20 protein-coding genes and 1 pseudogene are annotated in these 20,372 nt (G+C 72.7%); 7 read left to right on the top strand and 14 right to left on the bottom strand.

Annotation, left to right across the window (positions count from 1 at the left end; all coding sequences use genetic code 11):
- Nucleotides 1-45: 45 nt before the first annotated feature.
- Nucleotides 46-780 (bottom strand): helix-turn-helix domain-containing protein, encoded by a 735-nt coding sequence (locus ABD691_RS05040; RefSeq protein ID WP_344678214.1) that lies wholly within the window; start codon nucleotides 778-780, stop codon nucleotides 46-48.
- Nucleotides 781-834: 54 nt separating this feature from the next.
- Between ABD691_RS05040 and ABD691_RS05035 the strand changes: the two genes are divergently transcribed.
- Complete coding sequence (locus ABD691_RS05035) at nucleotides 835-2,043, top strand: MFS transporter (RefSeq protein ID WP_344678213.1); 1,209 nt, start codon at nucleotides 835-837, stop codon at nucleotides 2,041-2,043.
- On the opposite strand, the gene ABD691_RS05030 is transcribed toward ABD691_RS05035, so the two are convergent.
- The 3 genes from ABD691_RS05030 to ABD691_RS05020 all read right to left on the bottom strand — a co-directional run bounded on the left by ABD691_RS05030 (nucleotide 1,994) and on the right by ABD691_RS05020 (nucleotide 3,589).
- The gene (locus ABD691_RS05030; protein WP_344678212.1) at nucleotides 1,994-2,752 is read right to left on the bottom strand and encodes a VOC family protein; all 759 of its coding nucleotides are present in this window, start codon (nucleotides 2,750-2,752) and stop codon (nucleotides 1,994-1,996) included. The two genes, ABD691_RS05035 and ABD691_RS05030, sit on opposite strands and share 50 nt — an antisense overlap.
- Nucleotides 2,753-2,813: 61 nt before the next feature.
- Entirely contained in the window at nucleotides 2,814-3,227 is a 414-nt protein-coding gene (locus ABD691_RS05025; protein WP_344678211.1) for a TipAS antibiotic-recognition domain-containing protein, read from the bottom strand.
- Nucleotides 3,228-3,397: 170 nt separating this feature from the next.
- Nucleotides 3,398-3,589: a hypothetical protein gene (locus ABD691_RS05020; protein ID WP_344678209.1), complete on the bottom strand. Its 192-nt coding sequence runs from the start codon at nucleotides 3,587-3,589 to the stop codon at nucleotides 3,398-3,400.
- A 135-nt stretch (nucleotides 3,590-3,724) separates the two neighbouring features.
- Between ABD691_RS05020 and ABD691_RS05015 the strand changes: the two genes are divergently transcribed.
- Nucleotides 3,725-5,041, top strand: coding sequence for a DNA polymerase IV (locus ABD691_RS05015; RefSeq protein ID WP_344678208.1), 1,317 nt, complete (start codon nucleotides 3,725-3,727; stop codon nucleotides 5,039-5,041).
- Here the strand turns inward: ABD691_RS05015 and ABD691_RS05010 are convergent.
- The 3 genes from ABD691_RS05010 to ABD691_RS05000 form a co-directional block, all read right to left on the bottom strand.
- Nucleotides 5,036-5,785 carry a hypothetical protein gene (locus tag ABD691_RS05010; protein WP_344678207.1) on the bottom strand — a complete coding sequence of 250 codons (750 nt, stop codon included), beginning with the start codon at nucleotides 5,783-5,785 and terminating at the stop codon, nucleotides 5,036-5,038. The two genes, ABD691_RS05015 and ABD691_RS05010, sit on opposite strands and share 6 nt — an antisense overlap.
- A 321-nt stretch (nucleotides 5,786-6,106) precedes the next feature.
- Entirely contained in the window at nucleotides 6,107-7,288 is a 1,182-nt protein-coding gene (locus ABD691_RS05005) for an acetyl-CoA C-acetyltransferase (RefSeq protein WP_344678206.1), read from the bottom strand.
- A 130-nt stretch (nucleotides 7,289-7,418) separates the two neighbouring features.
- A complete protein-coding gene (locus ABD691_RS05000; protein ID WP_344678205.1) occupies nucleotides 7,419-10,049 on the bottom strand; it encodes a helix-turn-helix transcriptional regulator in 2,631 nt (876 codons plus the stop codon).
- An 81-nt stretch (nucleotides 10,050-10,130) separates the two neighbouring features.
- Here ABD691_RS05000 and ABD691_RS04995 point away from each other — a divergent pair, with 81 nt between their 5' ends.
- Nucleotides 10,131-11,666 carry an SDR family oxidoreductase gene (locus ABD691_RS04995; RefSeq protein WP_344678204.1) on the top strand — a complete coding sequence of 512 codons (1,536 nt, stop codon included), beginning with the start codon at nucleotides 10,131-10,133 and terminating at the stop codon, nucleotides 11,664-11,666.
- A gap of 45 nt (nucleotides 11,667-11,711) precedes the next feature.
- On the opposite strand, the gene ABD691_RS04990 is transcribed toward ABD691_RS04995, so the two are convergent.
- Nucleotides 11,712-12,710: a hypothetical protein gene (locus ABD691_RS04990; protein ID WP_344678203.1), complete on the bottom strand. Its 999-nt coding sequence runs from the start codon at nucleotides 12,708-12,710 to the stop codon at nucleotides 11,712-11,714.
- 152 nt (nucleotides 12,711-12,862) lie between these two features.
- Here ABD691_RS04990 and mce point away from each other — a divergent pair, with 152 nt between their 5' ends.
- Nucleotides 12,863-13,300 carry a methylmalonyl-CoA epimerase gene (gene mce, locus ABD691_RS04985; RefSeq protein WP_344678202.1) on the top strand — a complete coding sequence of 146 codons (438 nt, stop codon included), beginning with the start codon at nucleotides 12,863-12,865 and terminating at the stop codon, nucleotides 13,298-13,300.
- On the opposite strand, the gene ABD691_RS04980 is transcribed toward mce, so the two are convergent.
- Nucleotides 13,301-14,113 carry an alpha/beta fold hydrolase gene (locus ABD691_RS04980; RefSeq protein WP_344678201.1) on the bottom strand — a complete coding sequence of 271 codons (813 nt, stop codon included), beginning with the start codon at nucleotides 14,111-14,113 and terminating at the stop codon, nucleotides 13,301-13,303.
- Between the two features lie 63 nt (nucleotides 14,114-14,176).
- On the opposite strand from ABD691_RS04980, the gene ABD691_RS04975 reads away from it, so the two are divergent.
- Nucleotides 14,177-14,722, top strand: a complete 546-nt coding sequence (locus ABD691_RS04975; RefSeq protein WP_344678200.1) for a CGNR zinc finger domain-containing protein — start codon at nucleotides 14,177-14,179, stop codon at nucleotides 14,720-14,722.
- Between the two features lie 10 nt (nucleotides 14,723-14,732).
- Here the strand turns inward: ABD691_RS04975 and ABD691_RS04970 are convergent, their stop codons facing one another.
- Nucleotides 14,733-15,356, bottom strand: coding sequence for a TetR/AcrR family transcriptional regulator (locus ABD691_RS04970; RefSeq protein WP_344678198.1), 624 nt, complete (start codon nucleotides 15,354-15,356; stop codon nucleotides 14,733-14,735).
- Between the two features lie 122 nt (nucleotides 15,357-15,478).
- Nucleotides 15,479-15,826, bottom strand: a complete 348-nt coding sequence (locus ABD691_RS04965; protein ID WP_344678452.1) for an SPW repeat domain-containing protein — start codon at nucleotides 15,824-15,826, stop codon at nucleotides 15,479-15,481.
- 213 nt (nucleotides 15,827-16,039) lie between these two features.
- Between ABD691_RS04965 and ABD691_RS04960 the strand changes: the two genes are divergently transcribed.
- A complete protein-coding gene (locus ABD691_RS04960) occupies nucleotides 16,040-17,617 on the top strand; it encodes a coiled-coil domain-containing protein (RefSeq protein ID WP_344678197.1) in 1,578 nt (525 codons plus the stop codon).
- Nucleotides 17,618-17,740: 123 nt separating this feature from the next.
- Here the strand turns inward: ABD691_RS04960 and ABD691_RS04955 are convergent.
- Nucleotides 17,741-18,381, bottom strand: a pseudogene (locus tag ABD691_RS04955) (alpha/beta fold hydrolase); the annotation flags it as partial.
- Nucleotides 18,382-18,486: 105 nt separating this feature from the next.
- The gene (locus ABD691_RS04950) at nucleotides 18,487-19,236 is read right to left on the bottom strand and encodes an alpha/beta hydrolase (RefSeq protein ID WP_344678196.1); all 750 of its coding nucleotides are present in this window, start codon (nucleotides 19,234-19,236) and stop codon (nucleotides 18,487-18,489) included.
- 116 nt (nucleotides 19,237-19,352) lie between these two features.
- Between ABD691_RS04950 and ABD691_RS04945 the strand changes: the two genes are divergently transcribed.
- The gene (locus ABD691_RS04945) at nucleotides 19,353-19,604 is read left to right on the top strand and encodes a hypothetical protein (protein WP_344678195.1); all 252 of its coding nucleotides are present in this window, start codon (nucleotides 19,353-19,355) and stop codon (nucleotides 19,602-19,604) included.
- A 441-nt stretch (nucleotides 19,605-20,045) separates the two neighbouring features.
- Here ABD691_RS04945 and ABD691_RS04940 read toward each other — a convergent pair whose 3' ends face one another.
- Nucleotides 20,046-20,360, bottom strand: a complete 315-nt coding sequence (locus tag ABD691_RS04940) for a hypothetical protein (RefSeq protein WP_344678194.1) — start codon at nucleotides 20,358-20,360, stop codon at nucleotides 20,046-20,048.
- Nucleotides 20,361-20,372 lie beyond the last annotated feature (12 nt).

Genomic DNA, 20,372 nt, shown 5'->3' with positions numbered 1-20,372 from the left:
TCGAAGACTGGCACGGGAACCACCGAACCTGCACCACCATCCGCGTCACCGAGACCGGCCCGGGGTGTGCCCGAAAGCCCGCCGGAAGGTGTCGATGAAAGCGCTCGCGGACGCCCACCCGCTCCGGTGCGCCACGGCGGTCACGGGCGTCCCCTCCGCGAGCAGCCGCAGGGCGTGGTGCAGGCGCAGCTGGGTTCGCCACTGCGGGAACGTCATGCCCATCTCCGCGCGGAACAGGCGGCTCAGCGTCCGGGAGCTGGCACCTACCTCCGCTCCGAGCGCCGCCAGCGGGCGCTGGTCGGCCGGGTCTTCGTCGAGCAGCGCGCACGCCGCCGCCAGGCGGGGATCGCGCGCGGCGGGCAGGCGGATCGGCTGCTGCGGCGCGTGGCGGAGCTGGTCCAGCAGTACCGCGCGCATCCGGAGGCGCTCCGCGCCGGGCATCCTTTCCTTGGTGTAAGCCAGGATCAGCTCGCGCAGCAGCGGTCCGACCGCGAGGACCGCCGGTGTGCTCAGGCCGAGCGGGTTGTCCGTCGTGGGCAGGCCGACGGTGTGCAGGTCGGTTTCACCGTAGGCGCGGTGCTGGTGCACGGTCCCCGCCGGAACCCACACCGCTCGGGTGGCCGGGGCGATCCAGCTCCCCGCATCCGTCGTGACCGACAGGACTCCCCTGCCCGCGTAGACGATCTGGTGGTCGTCGTGGCGGTGCGCGTCCACCTCGGTGCCCGGCGGCAGGTACCGCAGCGCGGTCGGCGCCTTCGGGGAGTGGCGGACTTTCGACACGAGTTGGCAGTTTATCGGAAGCCGGACAGCTCTTCCCTGCTCAAGGATTCCGATGTGCAGAAGAGCAACGTGCGGTTGACGCTCGGCCACTCCTGCGTCGACGTCTACCAGGGAGCCGTCCCCGCCCTGGTCCCCTTCCTCGTCCTCGAACGGCAGTACGGCTACGTCGCCGTGTCCGGCGTGGTGCTCGCCGCCACCCTCCTGTCGTCGGTGGTGCAGCCGCTGTTCGGCGTGCTCGCCGACCGCTACCGGATGACCTGGCTGATCCCGGTCGCCACCACCGCCGCCGGGCTCGGCGTGGCGCTGGCCGGCCCCGCCGGCTCCTACCCGCTGACCTGGCTCGCGATCGCGCTGTCGGGTCTCGGCGTCGCCGCCTACCACCCCGAGGCCGCCCGGCTGATGCGCACCGTCTCCGGCGGCGACCACGTCGCGATGAGCTGGTTCTCCGTCGGCGGCAACGCCGGTTTCGCGCTCGCCCCGCTCATCGTCGCCCCGCTGCTGTCGACAGGCGGGCTGGCGGCCACGCCGTGGCTGGTCGTGCCCGCGCTGGCCGGCGCGGTCATCAGCGGCAGCGTGCTCCGCTCGGCCGCCAGGGCCGGGGCGGGCACCCGCGGGACCACCGGCCGGGGCCGGGACGACTGGCCGATGTTCCTGCGGCTCACCGCGATCGTGCTCATCCGCTCGATCGTCTACATCGGACTCAGCTCGTTCGCCGGGCTGTGGATCCAGCAGCAGGTCGGTGGCGGGGCCGTCGCCGGGGCCGCCGCGCTGTTCGTGCTTTTCGCCGGTGGTGCGGTCGGAACCCTGCTCGGCGGCAGGCTGGTCGCGCGGTGGGGCCGGGTCCCGACCCTGCGGACGGCCTACGCCGCGTCGGTTCCCGCCGTGGCCGGGGTGGTGTTCGTGCCCGGCCCCGCCGCGTACCTGTTCGTCGCGGCGAGCTCGATCCTGCTCTACATCCCGTTCTCGCTGCACGTCACGCTCGGCCAGGACTACCTGCCGAACCGGGTCGGCACCGCGGGCGGCGTCACCCTCGGGCTGGCGGTCGGCGTCGGTGGGATCGCCACTCCGGCGATCGGCGCGATCGCCGAGGCCACCTCGCTCCAGGTGGCGCTGGCGGTGCTGATCGCCCTGCCGGTGCTGGCGTTCCTGCTGGCCCGCACACTGCGGGAGCCGGCCTCACTGGAGTCGGCCGGACCCGAGTCGGCCGGTCCGGTCAGCGCTTCGGCGAGCCCACCTGGAACCGAGCCCCGAACGGATCGGTGATGTCGGCGAGGCGGCCGTAGATCATGTCGAACGGCTCGCCCGCGATCCCGCCCGCGTCGGCCGCGCGCCGCGCCACCGCGTCGACGTCGTCCACCTGGAACAGGGTCGTCCAGCGGGAGGCCCCGGCCTCGGGATCGCCGACGATGCCGCCGATCTCGTGCCCGTCCGGCCTGCGCAGGAACGTGAAGTCGACGTCGGGCAGATCCGGGTTGGAGTCCTGCGTGTAGCCGAAGACCGCGGTGTAGAAGTCGCGCGCCGCCCGGGGGTCCGCGGTGATCAGGTCGTTGCGGAGCAGGGCGTTCGGCTCGTTGACGATCTCGCTGCCGAGGTGCGCGTCCGCCTGCCACAGCCCGAACTGGGCGCCGGTGACGTCGGTGACGATCGCCATCCGGCCCTTGTCCATCACGTCCATCGGGGCGACCAGGACCGATCCGCCCGCCCGCTCGACCGCGGCCGCGCTCGCGTCGCAGTCCTCGGTCGCGAAGTAGACGTTCCACCAGACGTCGGTGGCTTCCGGGTTCGGCGCGATCGCCGCGACCGGCTTCCCGCGCAGCAGGCACATCGTGTAGCGGCCCGCCATCTCCGGCCCCACGTCGAACTCCCAGCCGAACAGCGCACCGTAGAACTCGATCGCGCGGTCGAGGTCCGGGACGCCCAGGTCGATCCAGGTCGGGGTGCCCGCGGGTGGGGCACTGGTCAGCTCGCTCATCGGTTCCTCCCGTCGTCGCGTGCGGCGACGGTAACCGCGGGGACCGACGCGCACCGGCCGATCAGCGCAGGCGGGCCCAGGCGTAGGCGGTCATCGCGTCCCGCATGTAGGCGGCCATGCCGCGCGGCTTCTTGCGCTCGATGCGGCGGCGGAACTTCGGCTGGCTGACGTAGAGCGCGGCCAGCCGCAGGTAGGAGTCCCGGTCCGGCACCCAGAAGTTGCAGATCCAGCGGTAGTGGTCGTGGATCGCCTGCTGGGTGCGGGGGTCGTTGTCCGGCACCCCGGTGCTGAACAGCTCGGCGATGCGACCGCTGATCCGGTTCCAGTCCTGGCCGATCTGCTCGGGCGTCGGTCCCACCGGCCTGCCGTCGACGACCCGCGTCCGCGGGGTCATGTGGCCGATCAGCGCGGTGCCGTCCTCCACCGCCTCGGCCCGGTCCAGGCCGGAGTTCCCATACACCTTGTCCGGCTGCACGGCTTACCTTCCTCTGCTCACCGCTGGTGCGGGCGCACGACTGCCAGGCACGCTGCGTGAGCATTCGGCGTGCCTGTCTAGCCCCAGTCGTCACCTGTTCCGGGGAACAGTAACGGAGAGGTTCGGGAGGTTGCGCTGATTCGACCGATCCGAGTCCCGGCTGTGATGACTCAGCCGTCGGACTCCGGTGCCGGGTCCTCCGCTTCCTGCTCCTGCTCGCGCGGGTGCTCCGGCGGCGCGAGGTAGACCACGCCCTTGTCCAGGTCCAGCGGGCCGCCGGGATCGTGCAGGCGTCCCGGCGCGCCCTGGTCGCCCTCGTGCTGGAGCTTGCGCCCGGGCAGCAGCTCGCGGAAAACGCTCATCGCCAGATCAGCTCCGTGGGTCGGACATCACACGATCGAGACTTCCATGCTACGGCGGCCCGAACGCCCCCGGCCAGCGCGCCGAGTCCGGCGGGATGCGCACCCGATGTCGGGCGAACATCGTTCAATGGGCACATGCGACGGTGGGTGCTGCACATGGACATGGACGCGTTCTTCGCGTCCGTGGAGCAACTCACCCGTCCCACGGTCCGCGGGCGTCCCGTGCTGGTCGGCGGCCTCGGCCCGCGCGGCACCGTCGCGGGCGCGAGCTACGAGGCCCGCGAGTACGGCGCCCGTTCCGCGATGCCGATGTCCGAGGCCCGGCGGCGATGCCCGGTGGCGGTGGTGCTGCCGCCGCGGTTCCGGGTGTACGGGGAGGTCAGCAGGCGGGTGCTGGGGATCGTGCGGGAGGTCTCCGACGCCGTGCAGCAGCTGTCGGTCGACGAGGCGTTCATGGAGCCCGGCGAGCTCGCGGGGGCCGAGACCGGGACGGTCGAGCGCTTCGCCGCGCAGCTGCGCGCGCGGGTCGCGCGGGAGACCGGGGTGACCGCGTCGATCGGCGCGGGATCGGGCAAGCAGATCGCCAAGATCGCCTCCGGCCTGGCCAAACCGGACGGCGCGCTGATCGTGCCGCCGGAGCAGGAGACCGAGCTGCTGTGGTCGCTGCCGGTGCGCAAGCTGTGGGGCGTCGGCCCGGTGTCGGAGTCGAAGCTGCACCGCATCGGCGTGCAGACCATCGGCGAGCTCGCCGCCCTGCGCCTCGGCGACGTGGTCTCGCTGCTCGGGCAGGCCCACGGCAGCGAACTGCACCGGCTGGCCAGCGGCATCGACGACCACCCCGTGGAGGAGCGGGCGGAGGCCAAGCAGGTCAGCGCCGAGACCACGTTCGACGTCGACATCACCGAGCCCGGCAGGCTCCAGGCCGAGGTCGCCGGGATGGCCGACAACGCGCACCGCAGGTTGGTGTCCTCCGGCCGCGCGGCGCGCACGGTGACGGTGAAGGTGCGGGACTCGGACTTCACCACGATCAGCCGCGCGGAGACCTTCTCCAGCGCCACCAGCGACCTGCCCACACTCGCCGCGGCGGCGCGCAGGCTCACCGCGGTGGCGGTCCCGCCGGGCACGCCGATCCGGCTGGTGGGGGTCTCGTTCTCCGGGCTGGCGACCTCCGAGCAGGAGGCGCTGTTCGACAACCCCGCCGACGAACCGGTCGCCGAGCCCGGCCCGCAACCGGAACCGGAGCCGGAGGAGCAGGTGGCCCGGCAGTGGCGGGCGGGCGACGACGTGCGGCACGACGAGCACGGCCACGGCTGGGTCCAGGGCGCCGGGCTCGGCCGGGTCACGGTGCGGTTCGAGACCGCCGCGACCGGGCGCGGCGTGGCCCGCACGTTCGCCGTGGACGACCCGATGCTGCACGCGGGAGATCCGCTGGACAGCCTCGGCTGGTCATGACGCGGGCGGGAGCTCCCGCTTGTAGTGACCGACCCACTTGCGCGGCGCGACGGCCTGCACGCCGTGCTCCAGCGAGCGGGGCAGCCTGCTGAACGGCGGCAGGTGGAAGCGGTAGCGCTCGGCGGGCAGCCCCGGCATCGACGGCGGCTCCTCGACCCGCCACCGCTCGAACTCCGGGTGCCGCGCGGCGAAACCGCGGTCGGCCGGGTAGAACTCCAGCGCGTGCCTGCGGTCGGGCGGGATCGGCCGGTTGTGCTGGATCCACGGCAGCGACCCGACGCCGACCGCCGCGATCTCGTCCCACGACACGCCGACCACCTCACCGCGGGTGCGAGCGTAGAAACCGCTGCGGTCCAACAGGAATCCGCGACTGCTGAGCATCCCGCGGGAACTGCTGAGGAACCACAGGAAGATCACGCCGAAGACCAGCTGCCAGACCCACATCCCGACGGTCGCTCCGCGGTTCACCAGCGTCGCCGCGCAGAGCACGGTGAACAACCCGCTGATACCGCCGCCGATCAGCAGCGTGCGGAAGGTGCTCGCGCTGACGTCGACGTCCTGCGCCTCGCCGCTGAGCACCGTCGGCGCCGGAGGCCGATCCTGCTGCCGCGGCTGGGCGCGGACGGTCTCGTCATCGGCGGCGGTGTAGCGCGCGGTACCGCGCTGGTTCTGCCCGGCGGGAACCGTGCCCCGCTCCGGGTCGACGCGATCGGCCCGCGCCCATCCCCCTGGAAGCCACTTCATGGCACCCAAGGGTAACCGCGGGTCATCCTGTTGATCATGGATGTCCGGGTGATTCCGGGGAACTCCCAGGGTTCCCCGGAGCCTGGCTTGATCCAAGCCACCGACAACGTCCCCACCTACGAGGGCGGGGTTTGGTTCTCATCCCGGAGACCTGGCGGGGTCTGGGGTCGACGAGGACCCCAGAACCACGAGCCCTACCGGACTCCGAACCGGCAGAGCCGCTTCGGTCCCGGAGACCTGCCGGGGGTCCGGGGTCGGCGAGAGCCCCGGAAAGCCCCACGAAACCGCAGCCGAACCGGCAGAGCCGCTTCGGCCCCCAGCTCAGGAAACCCGAACCACCAGAGCGTCCCCCTGCCCGCCGCCGCCGCAGAGCGCGGCGGCGCCGGTGCCGCCGCCCCGCCGCTTGAGCTCCAGCGCGAGGTGCAGCGCGAGCCGGGCGCCGGACATGCCGATCGGGTGGCCGAGCGCGATCGCCCCGCCGTTGACGTTGACCTTCTCCTCGTCGACGCCCAGGGCGCGCGCCGAGACGATGCCGACCGCGGCGAACGCCTCGTTGATCTCGACCAGGTCCAGGTCGCCGGGCTCGATGCCCTCCTTGGCGCAGGCCGCCTTGATCGCGTTCGACGGCTGCTCGTGCAGGCTCGCGTCCGGGCCGGCCACCACGCCGTGGGCGCCGATCTCGGCCAGCCAGGTCAGCCCCAGCTCCTCGGCCTTGGCCTTGCTCATCACGACCACCGCCGCCGCGCCGTCGGAGATCTGCGACGCCGAACCCGCCGTGATCGTGCCGTCCGGGGCGAAGGCCGGGCGCAGCTTGGCCAGGCCCTCGGCGGTGGTGTCGGCGCGGATGCCCTCGTCGGCGTCGACCACGACCGGGTCGCCCTTGCGCTGCGGCACCGTCACCGGCGCGATCTCCTCGGCGAACACGCCCGCGGCGGCAGCCGCGCCCGCGCGCTGGTGGGAGCGGGCGGAGAACGCGTCCTGCTCCTCCCGGGTCAGGCCGTGGCGGGCGTTGTACTTCTCGGTGGAGGCACCCATCGCGACCTGGTCGAACGCGCAGAACAGCCCGTCGTGGGCCATGTGGTCGAGCAGCTGCACGTCGCCGTACTTGAAGCCCTCGCGGGACTTGCCGAGCAGGTGCGGCGCCTGGGTCATCGACTCCTGGCCACCGGCCACCACGATCTCGAACTCACCGGCCCGGATCAGCTGGTCGGCCAGCGCGATGGCGTCCAGCCCGGACAGGCAGACCTTGTTGATCGTCAGCGCAGGCACGTCCATCGGGATGCCCGCGGCGACCGCGGCCTGCCGGGCCGGGATCTGGCCCGCGCCCGCGGTGAGCACCTGGCCCATGATCGTGTACTGCACCTGCTCCGGCGCGACCCCGGCGCGCTCCAGCGCGGCCTTGATCGCGACGCCGCCGAGCTGGGCGCCGGAGAAGTCCTTGAGCGAGCCCAGCAGGCGTCCCATCGGGGTCCGCGCCCCCGCCACGATCACCGAAGTCCCCACCGCTGCCTCCCGATCCGCATCGACGACGTGCCTCGTTGCGCGCCGCACGACCATCATGCGGCCTCCGACGCCGCCGCGACCATACCCAGGGTGGCACGCAGTGCCGCCTGTGATGACGCACACAGGCCGCTCACGTGCGCAGACCCGCCAGCTCGCGGCGGGAAGCGACGCCGAGCTTCGGATACGCCTTGTACAGGTGGTAGCCGACGGTCCGCGGGCTGAGGAACAGCTGCGCACCGATGTCGCGGTTGCTCAGGCCCCGCGAAGCCAGCCGCACGACCTGGAGTTCCTGCGGTGTCAGCCTGCTCAGCGGATCCGGCTCCGGGTCCCGCGTCCGCAGCGTCTCGCCCGTCGCGCGCAGCTCGGTCCGAGCCCGCTCCGCCCAGGGCGTGGCGCCGAGCCGCTCGAACTCCTCGGCGGCGGACCGCAGCAACGGTCGCGCGTCGGCCCGGCGCCGACGCCTGCGCAGCCACTCGCCGTACAGCAACTCGCTGCGCGCGAGCTCGAACGGCCGCCCACCGGTCCGCCGCCCGAGTTCCACCGCCGCCGAAAACCGCTGCTCGGCAACATCATCCGGGCTCAGCAGAGCGCGGCAGCGCTGCGCGACCCCCTGCGCCCACGGCTGCTCGACGAGCTCGGCCCACCGCGCGTAGCGCTCCACGGGCGCACGCACCCGCCTCCCCAGCCGTGCCGCCGCCTCGACCAGGTCCGGAACCGCCGACAGCGCGTCCATCCGGTTCGCGCCGTCGACCAAGCTGCTCAACCGGTCCCAAGCCGCCTCGTGCCTGCCGAGACCGAGGTCGAGCAGGCCGAGCGCGCAGGCCGCCCGCACGTAGCTGTGCCCGGTGCCCGGCCGCCGCGCCTCGGTGGCCAGGTCGGCGCAGCGCTGCTCGTCGCCGTCCATCGCGGCGAGATGGGCAAGCACGGTCGAGACGTACGTGATCGCCTGGCCCTGCCCGATGTCCCGAGCGATGCGAAGCGCTTCCATGCCACCGGCCAGGGCGTCGTAGCGCTGCCCCTGGTGGAGTTGGGCTCGGGTGAGCACGCCGAGCACGTGGAGCAGTGAACCGACCGCACCCCGCGTGCGGGCCTCGCGCTCGGCGGTCAGGGCCCAGTCGTGGGCGGCCCGGTGATCGCCGAGCAGCAACCGCCACCACGCGACCGTGGCGCTCGGCATTGCCGTGCCGATCAGCTCTCGCAGTGCCGCCACACCGTCGGCGAGGTCATCGGGTTCCGCTCCGTTCAGCCCGACCGCGGCCCGCGCGAGCAGTCGCACACCGGAGTCCTGGGTGTGTTGAGCAGTCCTTGCCACAGCGTCGAAATCTCCCGCCGCCCAGGCGGTTTCGACCGCGCGGAACAGCATGCCGTCGTCGTGCGCGTCCACGAGGATCCGGTGCGCTTCCAGCGGCCGGTTGTCCTCCTCCGCCAAAACCGCTCGCAGCGCTTGGCATTCGGCCCTCGAACCGGGGTCTTCGAGGCATGGCTCGGCCTCGTCCACGAGAGCGCGCACGCGTTCGGGCTGCCCGGCTTCGCGGGCCGCGCGGGCGGCGGCGAGCAGCCGGGTGCCGCGCGCCTCCAGGTCCGGGGTCAGCTCGCCGGCCCGTTCGTAGGCGGCGGCGACCGATGCGTGACCGCCGAGCGAGCGGTCCGACTCCGCCGCTTCGACCAGCGCAGCCGCCACCGACTCGTCGGGCCCGGTGCTCGCCGCCGCCAGATGCCACGCGCGCTGGCAGATGTTGCGCCGCCGGCCGAAAACCGCGGCGAGTCCGGTGTGGACGGCGATCTTCTCGCCCAGCGTGGCCGACTGGTAGACCACCGACCTGATCATCGGGTGGCGGAAGTCCAGCCTGCCGTCCACGTGCCGCACGACGCGGCGGTGTTCGGCGGCCTCCAGGTCCGCCAAGCCGATGCCGAACTGCCGCGCGGCGGCGAGCACGACGTCCGGCTCTCCGGTGTTTTCCGCCGCCGTGATCAGCAGCAGGGTGCGCGTGGCGGGCGGGAGTTCGTCGATCAGGTCCGCGAAGGTCTGCTGGATCCGGCTGTGCGGCGGCAGCGGCGCGACGCCGCGCGGCTGCCTGCCCGCGCGCTGCGCAGCGGGGAACTCGTGCAACGCGAGCGGATTGCCTTGCGCTGCCTCGACTATCCCTTCGCGGACGTGCCGTGGCAGATCTGGCGCGTTCTCTTCGAGCAGCGCGTGAGCGGCCGATCCCGCAAGCGGCGACAACCGCAGTTCGGGCACGCCGTCCGCGGCGAACGGCGGCGCGTGCAGGTCGCGGGCGGCGAACAGGAGGGCGATCGGCTCGGCTTCCAGGCGGCACGCGGCGAAGAGCAGGGCTTCGTTCGACGCGTGGTCGAGCCAGTGCGCATCGTCCACAACGCACAGCAGCGGGGTTTCTTCGGCCAGTTCCGCGAGCAGCGTCAGCAGCGCTGCTCCGACGAGGAACCTGTCGCCGTCGCGGGCGGGCGCGAGCGAGAGCGCTGCGCGCAGCGCTGCCGACTGCGGTTCGGGGAGGTCGCCGATGCGGTCGGTCAGGCCGTTGAGCAGGAGGTGGAGGCCGGCGAACGGGAGGGAGGCTTCGGACTCGATGCCGGTTCCGCGCAGCACCCGCATCCCGGTCGCCTGGTCCGCCGCGTGATCGAGGACGGCCGACTTGCCGATTCCGGCTTCGCCGCGAAGGACCAGCGCACCGCTGCGGCCCTGCCTGGCGCGGCGGAGGAGTTCTTCGACCGCGGCTGTCTCTTCTTCCCGGCCGTGGAGCACCCGTTCAGGGTAGGTCGTGCCCGGGGCGGACCAGTCACGTGACTGATGCCGCGCACCGGGCCCGCTGCCTAGCGTGACGGCATGAACGAGCAGAACCCGGTGCTGGTCACCGGCGCGACGGGCAATGTGGGGCGGCAGGTCGTGCGGGAGCTGGTGCGGGCCGGGGTGCCGGTCCGCGCCGTGACCCGCGATCCGGGGACAGCGCGGATGCCGGGCGGCGTCGAGGTCGTCTCCGGGGATCACACGGACCCGGACTCCCTGCGCCCTCATCTGGACGGCGTACGGGCGGCCTTCCTGGTCTGGCCGCGGCTCGACGACACCGCTGCGGCCCACGAGGTGGTCGAACTGCTCGCCAAGCAGGTCGACCGGATCGTGTTCCTGTCGTCCGGGGCGGTGCGCGACGGCGTTGCCGAGCAGTCGGAGCCGATCGCCCGGCCGCATCGCGACATCGAGGTGGCGATCGAGCGCTCCGGCGCGCGGTGGACGTTCCTGCGGCCGTGGTCGTTCGCGGCGAACACCCTGGAGTGGGCCGATGCCGTCCGCACGGGCGGCGTCGTGCGCGGTGCGCTCGGCGGGAACAAGGTCACGCTGATCGACGAGCGGGACATCGCCGCCGTCGCCGTCCGGGCGCTGACCGAGGACGGGCACGCCGGGACGGCCTACGAGCTGACCGGGCCCGAGCGGCTGAGCCCGGTCGAACAGGTCTGGTCGATCGGTGAGCTGATCGGCAAGCCGTTGCGGTGGGCCGAGCTCTCCGACGACGAGTGGCACGAGCGCCTGCTCGACAGGGGCTTCGACGCCGAGAGCGCAAAGGCGTTCCGCGAGTCCGTCCGGGAGGCGGTGGACACTCCGCAACCGATCACCAACGCGGTGCAGCAGGTGACCGGGCGACCCGCGCGCACCTACCGGGAGTGGCTGCGCTGGCGGGCGGTCGAGTTCACCGACCCGCTGCCCGACATCCGGAATCCCGGCTCGGGCGTGGTGCTGATGAGCACCTGGACGCTGGACGGTCCGCGGCGGCAGCGCGCGGCGGCCGATGCGGTGCTGGCGGCGTGGTCGGACAGCCCGTGGCCACAAGGGTTGCTGCGGCACAGCGTGTTCCTCGGCACGGACGGGAAAACCGTCCTCCACTACTCACAGTGGACGGACGAGGACGCGGTCGCCGCGTCCCGCGATTCCGATCCGCCGGAGCGTGTCGCGCACATCGACGCCGAGGTTCCCGGCATCCAGCGCAACGGCGTCACCAGCTACCAGCTCTACCGCAGCGTGGTCCCGGGCGGCTCGCTCCAGCCGGGTTGCATCGTGCTGGTTTCCTTCCGCACCGACACAGCCGAAACCGGTCGGTCCTTCGTGGACGAACTGCTGTCCTGGCAGGAATCCGAACTGGACGGAGGCAGTGCCGTCGGCGGGATGGCCTCGAACCACTTCCACGTCAGCACCGACGGCACCAGCCTGGTCAACTACGCGGAGTTCGAGGACGAAGCCGCGCACCAAGCCGTGGTGGAGAGCATGCTCGGCGGGGACGACACGGTTCCGCGGATGATCGAGCGGACACCCGGACTGACCGGCCTCGGCTTCCAGCGGTTCCTCCCCTACCGAGGTCTCACCCGGCACTGATCGCGGACGCGCGGGCGACCTCGCGAGAAGCCGCCCGCGCACCGTTCAGCAGTTGCCGCGACCCTTGGTGGTGTCGCAGAGCCCGTTCTCGTCCGCCCACGACAACTTCGTGCGGGCGTTGACCCCCAGTTCCCGTGAAGCCGAGACGTCGCCCTTCGCTCCGGAGTCGTCCTTCAGCCAGTAGCGGACCTCGTAGTCGGTGCCGCTCTTGGTGTAGGTGAAGACGTAGAACGGCGCGGGCACCGGCGCGGGGCCGAAGTCCGGCGAGGTCCACGCGTCCTCGCCCTGCGCCTTGCTCGGGTCGACGAACAGGCAGTCGTACTCGGCACCTTCGAAGGTGCACTTGCGCATCTCGGCCCCGCCGTAGCGGTTGACGCCGCTGTCCTCGGTGACGCCTTCAGATTCCAGGCGGTCGAAGATCTTCTCGCACGCGCCGTCGTCGCAGGCGTGCCAGTCCTTCCACGCGCTCGCCCTGGCCGAGCTCGCCGAGGAGCCGCCGTTCACCGCGTCGCAGTACTTGCCGAGCATGTACGGCACCATCTTCCCGGCCGCGGTGACCGAGTCGATGGCGGTCGCGGCGGTCTCCTTCGCGCCCAGCCCCGCCGAGTCCAGCTGCCAGATCCCCACACCGGGGTTGAAGAACAGCCCCTCGGCCCGCTGCTCGGGGTCGGCCAGCGAAGCCTGGTCGTCGTAGCGGGACAGCGTCATCGGCGACGGCGCCTCACCGGAACCGGCCACCTCGGGCCAGGTCGTGGACAGCGCCAGGTTCGCGGCGGCGTCCGCGCTGACCTCGCAGCCCGCCTCCCCGACCGCCTTGGCCGCGGCGTCCTTGACCGCCCGGTAGGGCTCGGCGCCGAAGGTGAGCGGTGCGTTCTCGACGACCCAGGCCCGTTCCCGCTTGAGCCGGATCTCCTCGGGGTTCTCCCCACCGCCCCCGGAGATGACCCCGTCGTCGCCCGCGGCCAGCGCCGGCGGTGCGCCGAACACCGCGACCGCGCCGAACATCGCCGCCAGGGCCAACCGCACAGGTTGCTTGCTGACCATAACCACCCCTTCCCGGTGAATTATCGACATGCTCGTGTGCGGCACGCTCATCGAACTCCACCGTTCGGGGCAATGCGATCAAGGTGCGGCGAGATTCATTTGCCGCATTTCCCCGATTTCCCCGGGGTCGAACGCGAGTTAGGCTCACGCTCATGAAGGAGCTGAACGAGCTGGTCGTCGCGATCGACCACGTCGGAATCGCGGTGGCCGATCTGGACGCCGCGATCGAGTTCCAGCGGGAGACCTTCGGCCTGGAGGTCGGTCACCGCGAGGTCAACGAGCAGGAAGGCGTCCAGGAAGCGATGCTGCGCGCACCTGGCGACACCACGGGCGCGACGCAGGTCCAGCTGCTCGCACCGCTGCGAGAGGACTCGTCGCTCGCGAAGTTCCTGGACCGCAGCGGGCCGGGCCTGCAGCAGCTCGCCTACCGCGTCACCGACGTCGAGGCGGCGTCGGAGGCGTTGCGCGCCAAGGGTTTGCGGCTGCTCTACGACGAGCCGCGGCGCGGCACCGCGAACAGCCGCATCAACTTCGTCCACCCCAAGGACGCCGGCGGCGTCCTCGTCGAACTGGTCGAACCGGCGTCCTGATCAGACGATCCGCAACAGCGCGGCGGCCACGTCCGCCGCGCTGTCCTCCGCGATGAAATGCCCCGCCCCGGCAACGGTTTCCCGCCGGGCGCCGGGAATCGCGGCGGCGAGCCGGTCACCGACGGTCCCGTCCAGCCACTCGTCGTGCTCGCCCCACAGCACCAGCGCGGGCGCGGTGATCCGGTCCAGCCGCGCCACCACCTCGCGGGTGTCCTCGAAGGTCACCGCGGAGACCTGGTCGATCCACCGCTGCTGCCCGTCCGCACCCGCCCACGGCGCGAGGTAGGCGTCGGCGACCTCTTCGGACATCCCGCGGTGCGTGGCCGTGCGCATCCGCGCCGCGATGATGTCGGCGAAGACATGCGGCGGCATCGTGCGGTAGGCGTCTTCGTGGCGCTGCATGTGTTCGGTGAACGGCGTGTTCCACGGCCCGAGGACGGCGGCGTCGAGCAGCGCCAGGCTGCGGACCGCAACCCCCTCGACGAGGTGCGCGCGCAGCACGACCCCGCCGCCGATGTCGTGCCCGACCAGGCTCGGCGCGTCCAGTCCCCAGTGCTCGACGAGCTCGGCCAGCGTGCGCGCCTGCCGCGCGATCGACGGCGCGACGCCGGGATCCGGGCGGGAGCTGCCGTAACCGAGCATGTCCCACAGGTGGACGGTGTGCGTGCGCGCCAGCACCCGCGCGACCTCGCGCCACAGGAACGAGGACGCCGGTGTGCCGTGCACCAGGACCACCGGCGGCCCGGACCCCAGGACGTCGGTGGCGACTTCGCCGCCGGACACGCGGACGCGGTGCGGGAGCTCCCACTGCATTCGAACGACCTCCACTAAGGCTTATAATCCGTTTTCTCCGGTTACCTTAGCAGGAGGTAAGACTTGAAACTACTTTTCAACGATTACGTCAGCGGGGCGGGGATGGCGACCGACCTCGTCAACACCTCCCCCGTCGTGCGCAGCGCGGGCGAGGTCCTGACCGATCCGGCGGCGCTGACGCGGTTCCTCGCCGAACACGGCATCGAGTCCGAGGCGGTGCCGGCCGACCTCGACGAAGTTCTTGCGCTGCGCGGGAAAGTCCGCGATCTGCTGGAAGCCGACGAGGACCGGGCCGCCGCCGGAGCCAACGCGCTGATCGCGAACGCCACCCCGGTGCTGCACCGCGACGGCGAGGGGGACTGGCAGTGGTACGTCACGACCTCGCCGGGCGCCTCGCTTGCCGACCAGCTCGGCGTGCTGATCGGCGTGGGCCTGCTCGGCGTGCTCCGCGCGCTGAGCCACGACCGGTTCCGGCACTGCGCTTCCCCGGTCTGCGAGGGAATGTTCGTCGACACCAGCAAGGCGGGCAGGCGCCGCTACTGCATGCCGGAGCTGTGCGGCAACCGGGTCAACGTCGCCCGGCACCGCGCCCGGCAGCGCGAGTCCTGAGCGCGCGGGATCAGGCGGGCCGGGCCCGCTTCCCCCGCCCGGCCCCCAGTTCGAGAGCGCGAGCGATGAACCCGATCTCGCGCTCCAGCTCGTCGTCGTGCTCGCCGTGCCGGGCCACCGAGTGCCGGTGGTTGACCACCCGGGCCAGCAGCATCGCCGCGGCGTCGACGTCACCGCCCCGGCCCGCGGGCAGCGAGGACTCGATGACCCGGCGGATCAGCTCCACCACGGCCTGGAACCGCGCCTGCAACGCCTCGCGCACCGCCACGTGCGTGTCGGCCTCCCGCCACAGCAGGTGGCTGAGCAGCAGCGACGACTCCAGCCGGGCGTCCAGCTCGCGCACCAGCCTGCGCAGGCTGCCCGCCACGTCCCCGCGCACCACGACCCGCTCGGACTCGACCGCCTCGTCCGGCAGCCGGTCCACCAGCGCCGTCAGCAGGTCCTGCTTGCGGCGGAAGTAGTAGTGGATCAGCCCCTTGGGCACCTCGGCCCGCTCCGCGATCCGCGATGTCGGCGTGGCGTCGAAACCGTGCTCGGCGAACAGCTCACCGGCCGCGACCAGGATCCGCTCCCGCGCGGTCACGCCGTCCTCGGCCTCGGCCCCGGGCCGAGCACCCACGTCCGCCTGTTCCATCGGGGCGACCTCCAGCCTCCGAACCGCTTCCCGGCTTCGATCACCGGTGACCGGTCCAGAAAATACAGCGCGGCCCGGATCCGCTCCGGTTCCGAGCCGCGCTGGGTGTCACCACCGAACGGTCAGTGCTGTCCGGCGACTCCCCGCTGGTGCGCCGCGTTGGCCTCCGGCAGCGCCGCGGCCCCGGCGATCACGGCGAGCACGCCGACCACCCAGGAGGTCCACGCGGCACCCATGAACTCGGTGTAGCCGAGGGCCCATGGCGAGACGAACAGCAGCACGCCCAGCAGCATGTGGGAGTACTCGCTGGTCATCGAACCCGGCATGGCCAGCGACCACACGCTGGCGATCACCAGCAGCGCTCCGAGAACGATCATCGCCGACATCGCGTTGCCGTTGGTGGCAGTCCACAACGTCGCGAGCACGAGGTAGGCACCCAGCACCACAGCGACCCAGTCCTGCCAGCGCATCCACGGCTTCGCAGTCGCGCCTTCCGACCTACTGGCCACGTCGATCACCTCCACTGACCCCGACGGCCTTTTCTTATCATCTTCTTGGTTGGCCAGCCGGTCAAGAGTGTCCCGAGCCTGTTTCGGATGTGGCAGGCGGGGCGCGCCACGAATTCCGGTCATCAAGCCCACACCTCCCACAACGCCGCCGAGTTCCAGGTAGCGTTGGGTGCCATGGGCCTTGCCGACGACCGTGACCTGCTACCCCTGGGATCAGGCTTCGACCTCGCTCGCAAGAACGGCTACGACCGCGCGCAGGTGGACGAGCACCTGGAGCGCATCGACGCCGATCTCCGGATCCTCACCGCCGACCGCGACGCTGCGGTCTCGCAGGCGAACGATCTGTCCAAGCAGCTGGAGTCGGCCCGCTCCGAGATCGAGAACCTGCGCGGCCAGGTCGAGCGGCTGTCCAAGCCGCCGACCACGCTGGAGGGGCTCAGCGAGCGGTTGCAGCGGATGCTGCGGCTGGCCCAGGACGAGGCCAACGACATCCGCTCCCGCGCCGAGAACGACGCCGCCGAGACCCGCTCGCGGTCCGAGGCCGAAGCCACCCAGCTGCGCACCCGCTACGAGAAGCTGATCGCCGAGGTCGACCAGCGCCGCGGCGAGATGGAGACCGAACACCGCGCGCTGATGGACAGGGCCAAGTCCGAGGCGGAGCGGATCACCCGCGAGGCGCAGGAGAACGCGCGGCGCGCCGACCAGGAGTCCGAGGCCCGGCGGACCCAGGTCGAAGAGGACTTCGAGATCGCCATGGCGGCCCGGCGGACCGAGTCCATGCGCACCCTCGCCGAGCAGGAGGCCACCAGCAAGGCCGACGCCGAGCGGCGGGTCCGGGAGGCCACCGAGGAGTCCAACCGGCGGCTCCGGGAGGGCACCAACGAGGCGCACCGCCGCGTCCGCGAGGCCACCGACGAGGCCAAGCGGCTGGTGAGCGAGGCCACCGCGAAGGCGGAGAAGCTCGAACGCGAGTCGACCGCGGCGGCCGAGAAGCTCACCCGGGAGTCCACCGAGGCGGCGGAGAAGCGCGAGCGCGAGTCCATCGAAGCTGCCGAGAAGCGCGAGCGCGAGTCCATCGAGGCCGCCGAGCGCCGGGAGCAGAAGTCCCAGCAGATCGCCGAGCGGATGGTCCGGGAGGCCTCCGACAAGTCCGAGCTCATGGTCAAGGAGTGCACGGACGAGGCGACCCGGCTCGTCGACGACGCGACCCGGGAGAGCAAGCGGCTGGTCGCCGAGGCCCGCGCGGACGCCGAGCGCAGGCTCGGCAACACCACCGAAGAGGTGCAGCGCATGCTCACCAAGGCCGACCAGCAGGTGCACTCGCTCACCGAGCTGCGCGACACCGTCGCGGCGAAGCTGCGCGACGCCGCGAGCCTGCTCGGTCAGACCACTCCGCTGCTGGAGCGGCTGGCCGAGGAGGACACCGAGGAGGCGAAGCTGCGCGAGGCGGCGGCCGAGGCGCGCGAGCGGGCCCGCGAGCTCGCCGAGGCCAACGTCGCGGCCGACCGGCCGGAGCAGGGCGAGGCCGAGGCGGCCCCGGCCGCCGAGGAGCCGAAGCGCGAGCCCGCGGCGGTGGCGGCGAAGCCGGCGGAGGGAGCGGCGAAGCCGGCGACCACCGACGACGGGCCGACGGAGAAGATCAAGCGGGGCGCGATCCAGGGCAACAACCCGCACGATCCGCCGACCCGCCGGATCCAGCTCCCGGTGCCGGACGGCGGCGGGACCAAAGTGGACAGGCACCCGCGCCGTTGAGACGAGGGCCCCGCTCCGGCGGGGCCCTTCGCGTCAGCCCACGCGGTTGATCCAGGGCACGACGACCTCGGCGAAGGCTTCCGGGTTCTCCATCGGCGCGAGGTGACCGGCCGCGGGCAGCCGCACCGGGTCCGTCCCTGGCAGCAGGTCCGCGGCGCCTTCCGGCGGGGTCACGGTGTCCTCCTCGCCCACGACCACCAGCGCCGGACCTCGGAACTCGCGCAGCAGACTGGTGCTGTCCGGCCGGTCGGCCATCGCGCGCTGCGCCCAGGCGACGCCGTCCGGGGGCTGGGTGGCGATCATGTCCCGGACCTCGGCGACCAGCTCGGGACGGTCGGCGCGGGTCGTCGTGCCCAGCACGTTGGGCAGCATGCCCTCGGCGAGCCAGCCGTCGGTGCCCTCACGGACCGCGCGTTCGGCCGCCTGCAACCGGTTCCGCCGCTGCTCCTGTCATCGGCGATCGCCTTGGTGTCGGCCAGCAGCAGCCCGGCCACGCGCTCCGGGGCCGCACGCAGCACGGCCATCGCCACGTAGCCGCCCATCGAGCAGCCGCCGAGCAGGACCCGCGGCAGGTCGAGCGTGTCGAGGAGCGCGATGACGTCGGCGGCGGCTGCGGCCATGCTCGGCGCGTCCACCGGGCGCCGCGTCGGTTCGGCCAGGTTCCGCGCCGAACTCCCGTTCAACGAGCTCTCGCCCAGGCCGCGCTGGTCGGGGGTGATCACCCGCGCGTGCTCCTCCAGCAGCGCCCGCGCCCGGTTCCACATCCGGGCGTCCACGGGGAAGGCGTGCAGCAGCACCAGCGGCGGGCCGACTCCGGATTCGATGAAGTGCACGGGCCCATCGTGCCGGAGGCGGGGACTCCGCGTCGGTCAGGACCCGACGATCGTTACCTGGCGGGTCTCGGACGGCCCGTCCCAGGTGTCCGGCAGCGGCGTCGCGACGTCCGGGGCGACGACCCGCACGATCGCGTCGAGCGCCTCCTCGGCCTTGCCGACCCACAGGTGCTTGGTGTCGGGGAAACCGGTCACCTCGGCCTGCGGGATGGTGGCGAACCGGCGCCTGGCCTCGTCGGGACGCAGGTAGTCGTCGAACTCCGGGATCAGCGCGTGCACCGGTTTGCCCGACTCCGCCCACGCGCGCAGGTGGTCCTCGGTGCTCCAGCGCAGCGGCGGCGAGATCAGGATCGCGCCGCGGACCAGCGGATCCAGGCCGTGCACGAGGGTCAGGTCGGTTCCGAAGGACCAGCCGACCAGCCAGACGTCGGGCAGGTCGTTGAACTCGGCGTACTCCAGCGCGGCGGCGACGTCGTAGCGCTCGGAGTCGCCGCCGTCGAAGCTGCCCTCGCTGCGGCCGGCCTCGCTGGCGGTGCCGCGGGTGTTGAACCGCAACACGGCCAGATCGGCCAGCGCGGGCAGCCGGAACGCGGCCTTGCGGAAGATGTGCGAGTCCATCATCCCGCCGTGCGTGGGCAGCGGGTGCAGGCAGACCAGGGTCGCCTTCGGCGCCCGCTGCTCGGGCAACGCGAGCTCGCCGATCAGCCGCAGGTCGTCGGCGGTGTGCAGGGTGATCGGCTCCCGGCGGGCGGGCAGCACGGTGTTCGCGCGGATCGCAGTGCTCATCGGTCCGATCCTCGCACGGACGGGTGGCGGGGCCGGTGTGATGTCGCCTTCCGGCTTTGGGGGGTGGGGGGTGGACCGGCGGCGGGGACGGGGGTGGGGTGGCGGGTGGTGGAGTGGTGGCGGGGACGGACTGGTGGGGCGGCGGCGGAGCGGGACTGGGCGAACGGCGGCGGGACGGGGCTCCGGCTGTGGCGGGCGGGGCGGGGCTCGGCCTGGCGGGCGGTGGCGGGGCGGAACTGGCGGCAGACGCGGGCATTCCGGCCGCCGCTGCGCCGTGGCCGGTCCTGGTCATCGGCGGTCGGGCTGAGCACGGGCTGCGCCGCGCCGGGTCGTGCTGGGGGCGGGCCGAGCGGGAGCTCCGGTGTTGATCGGGACCGGCATCGGGTCGGCCACGACCGGTGCGGCCGTGGTGCCATCGCTGGTCGGGACCGGCGCCCGGTCAGGCCGCGCCAGGTCGGGCGCAGGAGGTTGGGCCGCGCCCAGTCAGGCCGCGCCCGGTTCGGCCGCGCCGGATTGGGCCGCGCCCGGTCAAGCCGCGCCGGATTGGGCCGCACCCAGTCAGGCCTCGCCAGGTCAGGCCGCGCCAAGTCGGGCCGCGCCAAGTCGGGCCGCGCCGGATCAGGCCGCGCCGGGCCGGGCCACATCGGATTGGGCCGTGCCAGGTCGGGCCGCGCCAGGTTCGGCCGCGCCGGGCCGGGCCGCACCCAGTCAGGCCGCGCCAAGTCGGGCCGCGCCCGATCAGGCCGCGCCGGGTCAGGACCGTTGCGCCGGGGCGGGCCGCCTCGAACCGGGCCGCGGCGGGTGGTGGGTCAGGACCAGCGGCGGGTTGGGCTGCGGCGGGTGCGGGCGGTCCAGCAGCCGTTGTGCCAGTGGCGGCGGTCCTCGACGCTGCCGTGGTCGGCGGCGGGCCAGGCCACGACGTGGCCGATGCCGGGGCGGATCTCGTGGTCGCAGCCCGGGCAGCGGTAGGTCTTGGTCGCTTGCGCGGCGGGCACCGTTCGGACCATCCAGTCGCCGTCCGGGCCTTCCTCCACCCGCGACCAGCCGACGCCAGCGCCCATCGCGCGGGCGCTGAAGTCGCTGGTCAGCCCCTTGGGGCGGGGCGGGCGGTTTCGGCGCGGCATGGCCAACACGGT

Origin of the sequence: Saccharopolyspora taberi, assembly GCF_039534165.1 — a bacterium.
GTDB lineage: Bacteria > Actinomycetota > Actinomycetes > Mycobacteriales > Pseudonocardiaceae > Saccharopolyspora_D > Saccharopolyspora_D taberi.
This window is presented reverse-complemented; position numbering and strand designations above follow the sequence as displayed.

Excerpts from the sequence above, each read along its gene's own strand:
- ABD691_RS04950 (WP_344678196.1), bottom strand. The coding sequence starts at position 19,236 with ATGAGCACTGCGATCCGCGCGAACACCGTGCTGCCCGCCCGCCGGGAG.
- ABD691_RS05010 (WP_344678207.1), bottom strand. The coding sequence starts at position 5,785 with ATGAAGTGGCTTCCAGGGGGATGGGCGCGGGCCGATCGCGTCGACCCG.
- ABD691_RS04980 (WP_344678201.1), bottom strand. The coding sequence starts at position 14,113 with ATGCAGTGGGAGCTCCCGCACCGCGTCCGCGTGTCCGGCGGCGAAGTC.
- ABD691_RS04965 (WP_344678452.1), bottom strand. The coding sequence starts at position 15,826 with ATGCGCTGGCAGGACTGGGTCGCTGTGGTGCTGGGTGCCTACCTCGTG.
- ABD691_RS04995 (WP_344678204.1), top strand. The coding sequence starts at position 10,131 with ATGAACGAGCAGAACCCGGTGCTGGTCACCGGCGCGACGGGCAATGTG.
- ABD691_RS04970 (WP_344678198.1), bottom strand. The coding sequence starts at position 15,356 with ATGGAACAGGCGGACGTGGGTGCTCGGCCCGGGGCCGAGGCCGAGGAC.
- ABD691_RS04990 (WP_344678203.1), bottom strand. The coding sequence starts at position 12,710 with ATGGTCAGCAAGCAACCTGTGCGGTTGGCCCTGGCGGCGATGTTCGGC.
- ABD691_RS04940 (WP_344678194.1), bottom strand. The coding sequence starts at position 20,360 with ATGCCGCGCCGAAACCGCCCGCCCCGCCCCAAGGGGCTGACCAGCGAC.
- mce (WP_344678202.1), top strand. The coding sequence starts at position 12,863 with ATGAAGGAGCTGAACGAGCTGGTCGTCGCGATCGACCACGTCGGAATC.
- ABD691_RS05030 (WP_344678212.1), bottom strand. The coding sequence starts at position 2,752 with ATGAGCGAGCTGACCAGTGCCCCACCCGCGGGCACCCCGACCTGGATC.
- ABD691_RS04960 (WP_344678197.1), top strand. The coding sequence starts at position 16,040 with ATGGGCCTTGCCGACGACCGTGACCTGCTACCCCTGGGATCAGGCTTC.
- ABD691_RS05015 (WP_344678208.1), top strand. The coding sequence starts at position 3,725 with ATGCGACGGTGGGTGCTGCACATGGACATGGACGCGTTCTTCGCGTCC.
- ABD691_RS05020 (WP_344678209.1), bottom strand. The coding sequence starts at position 3,589 with ATGAGCGTTTTCCGCGAGCTGCTGCCCGGGCGCAAGCTCCAGCACGAG.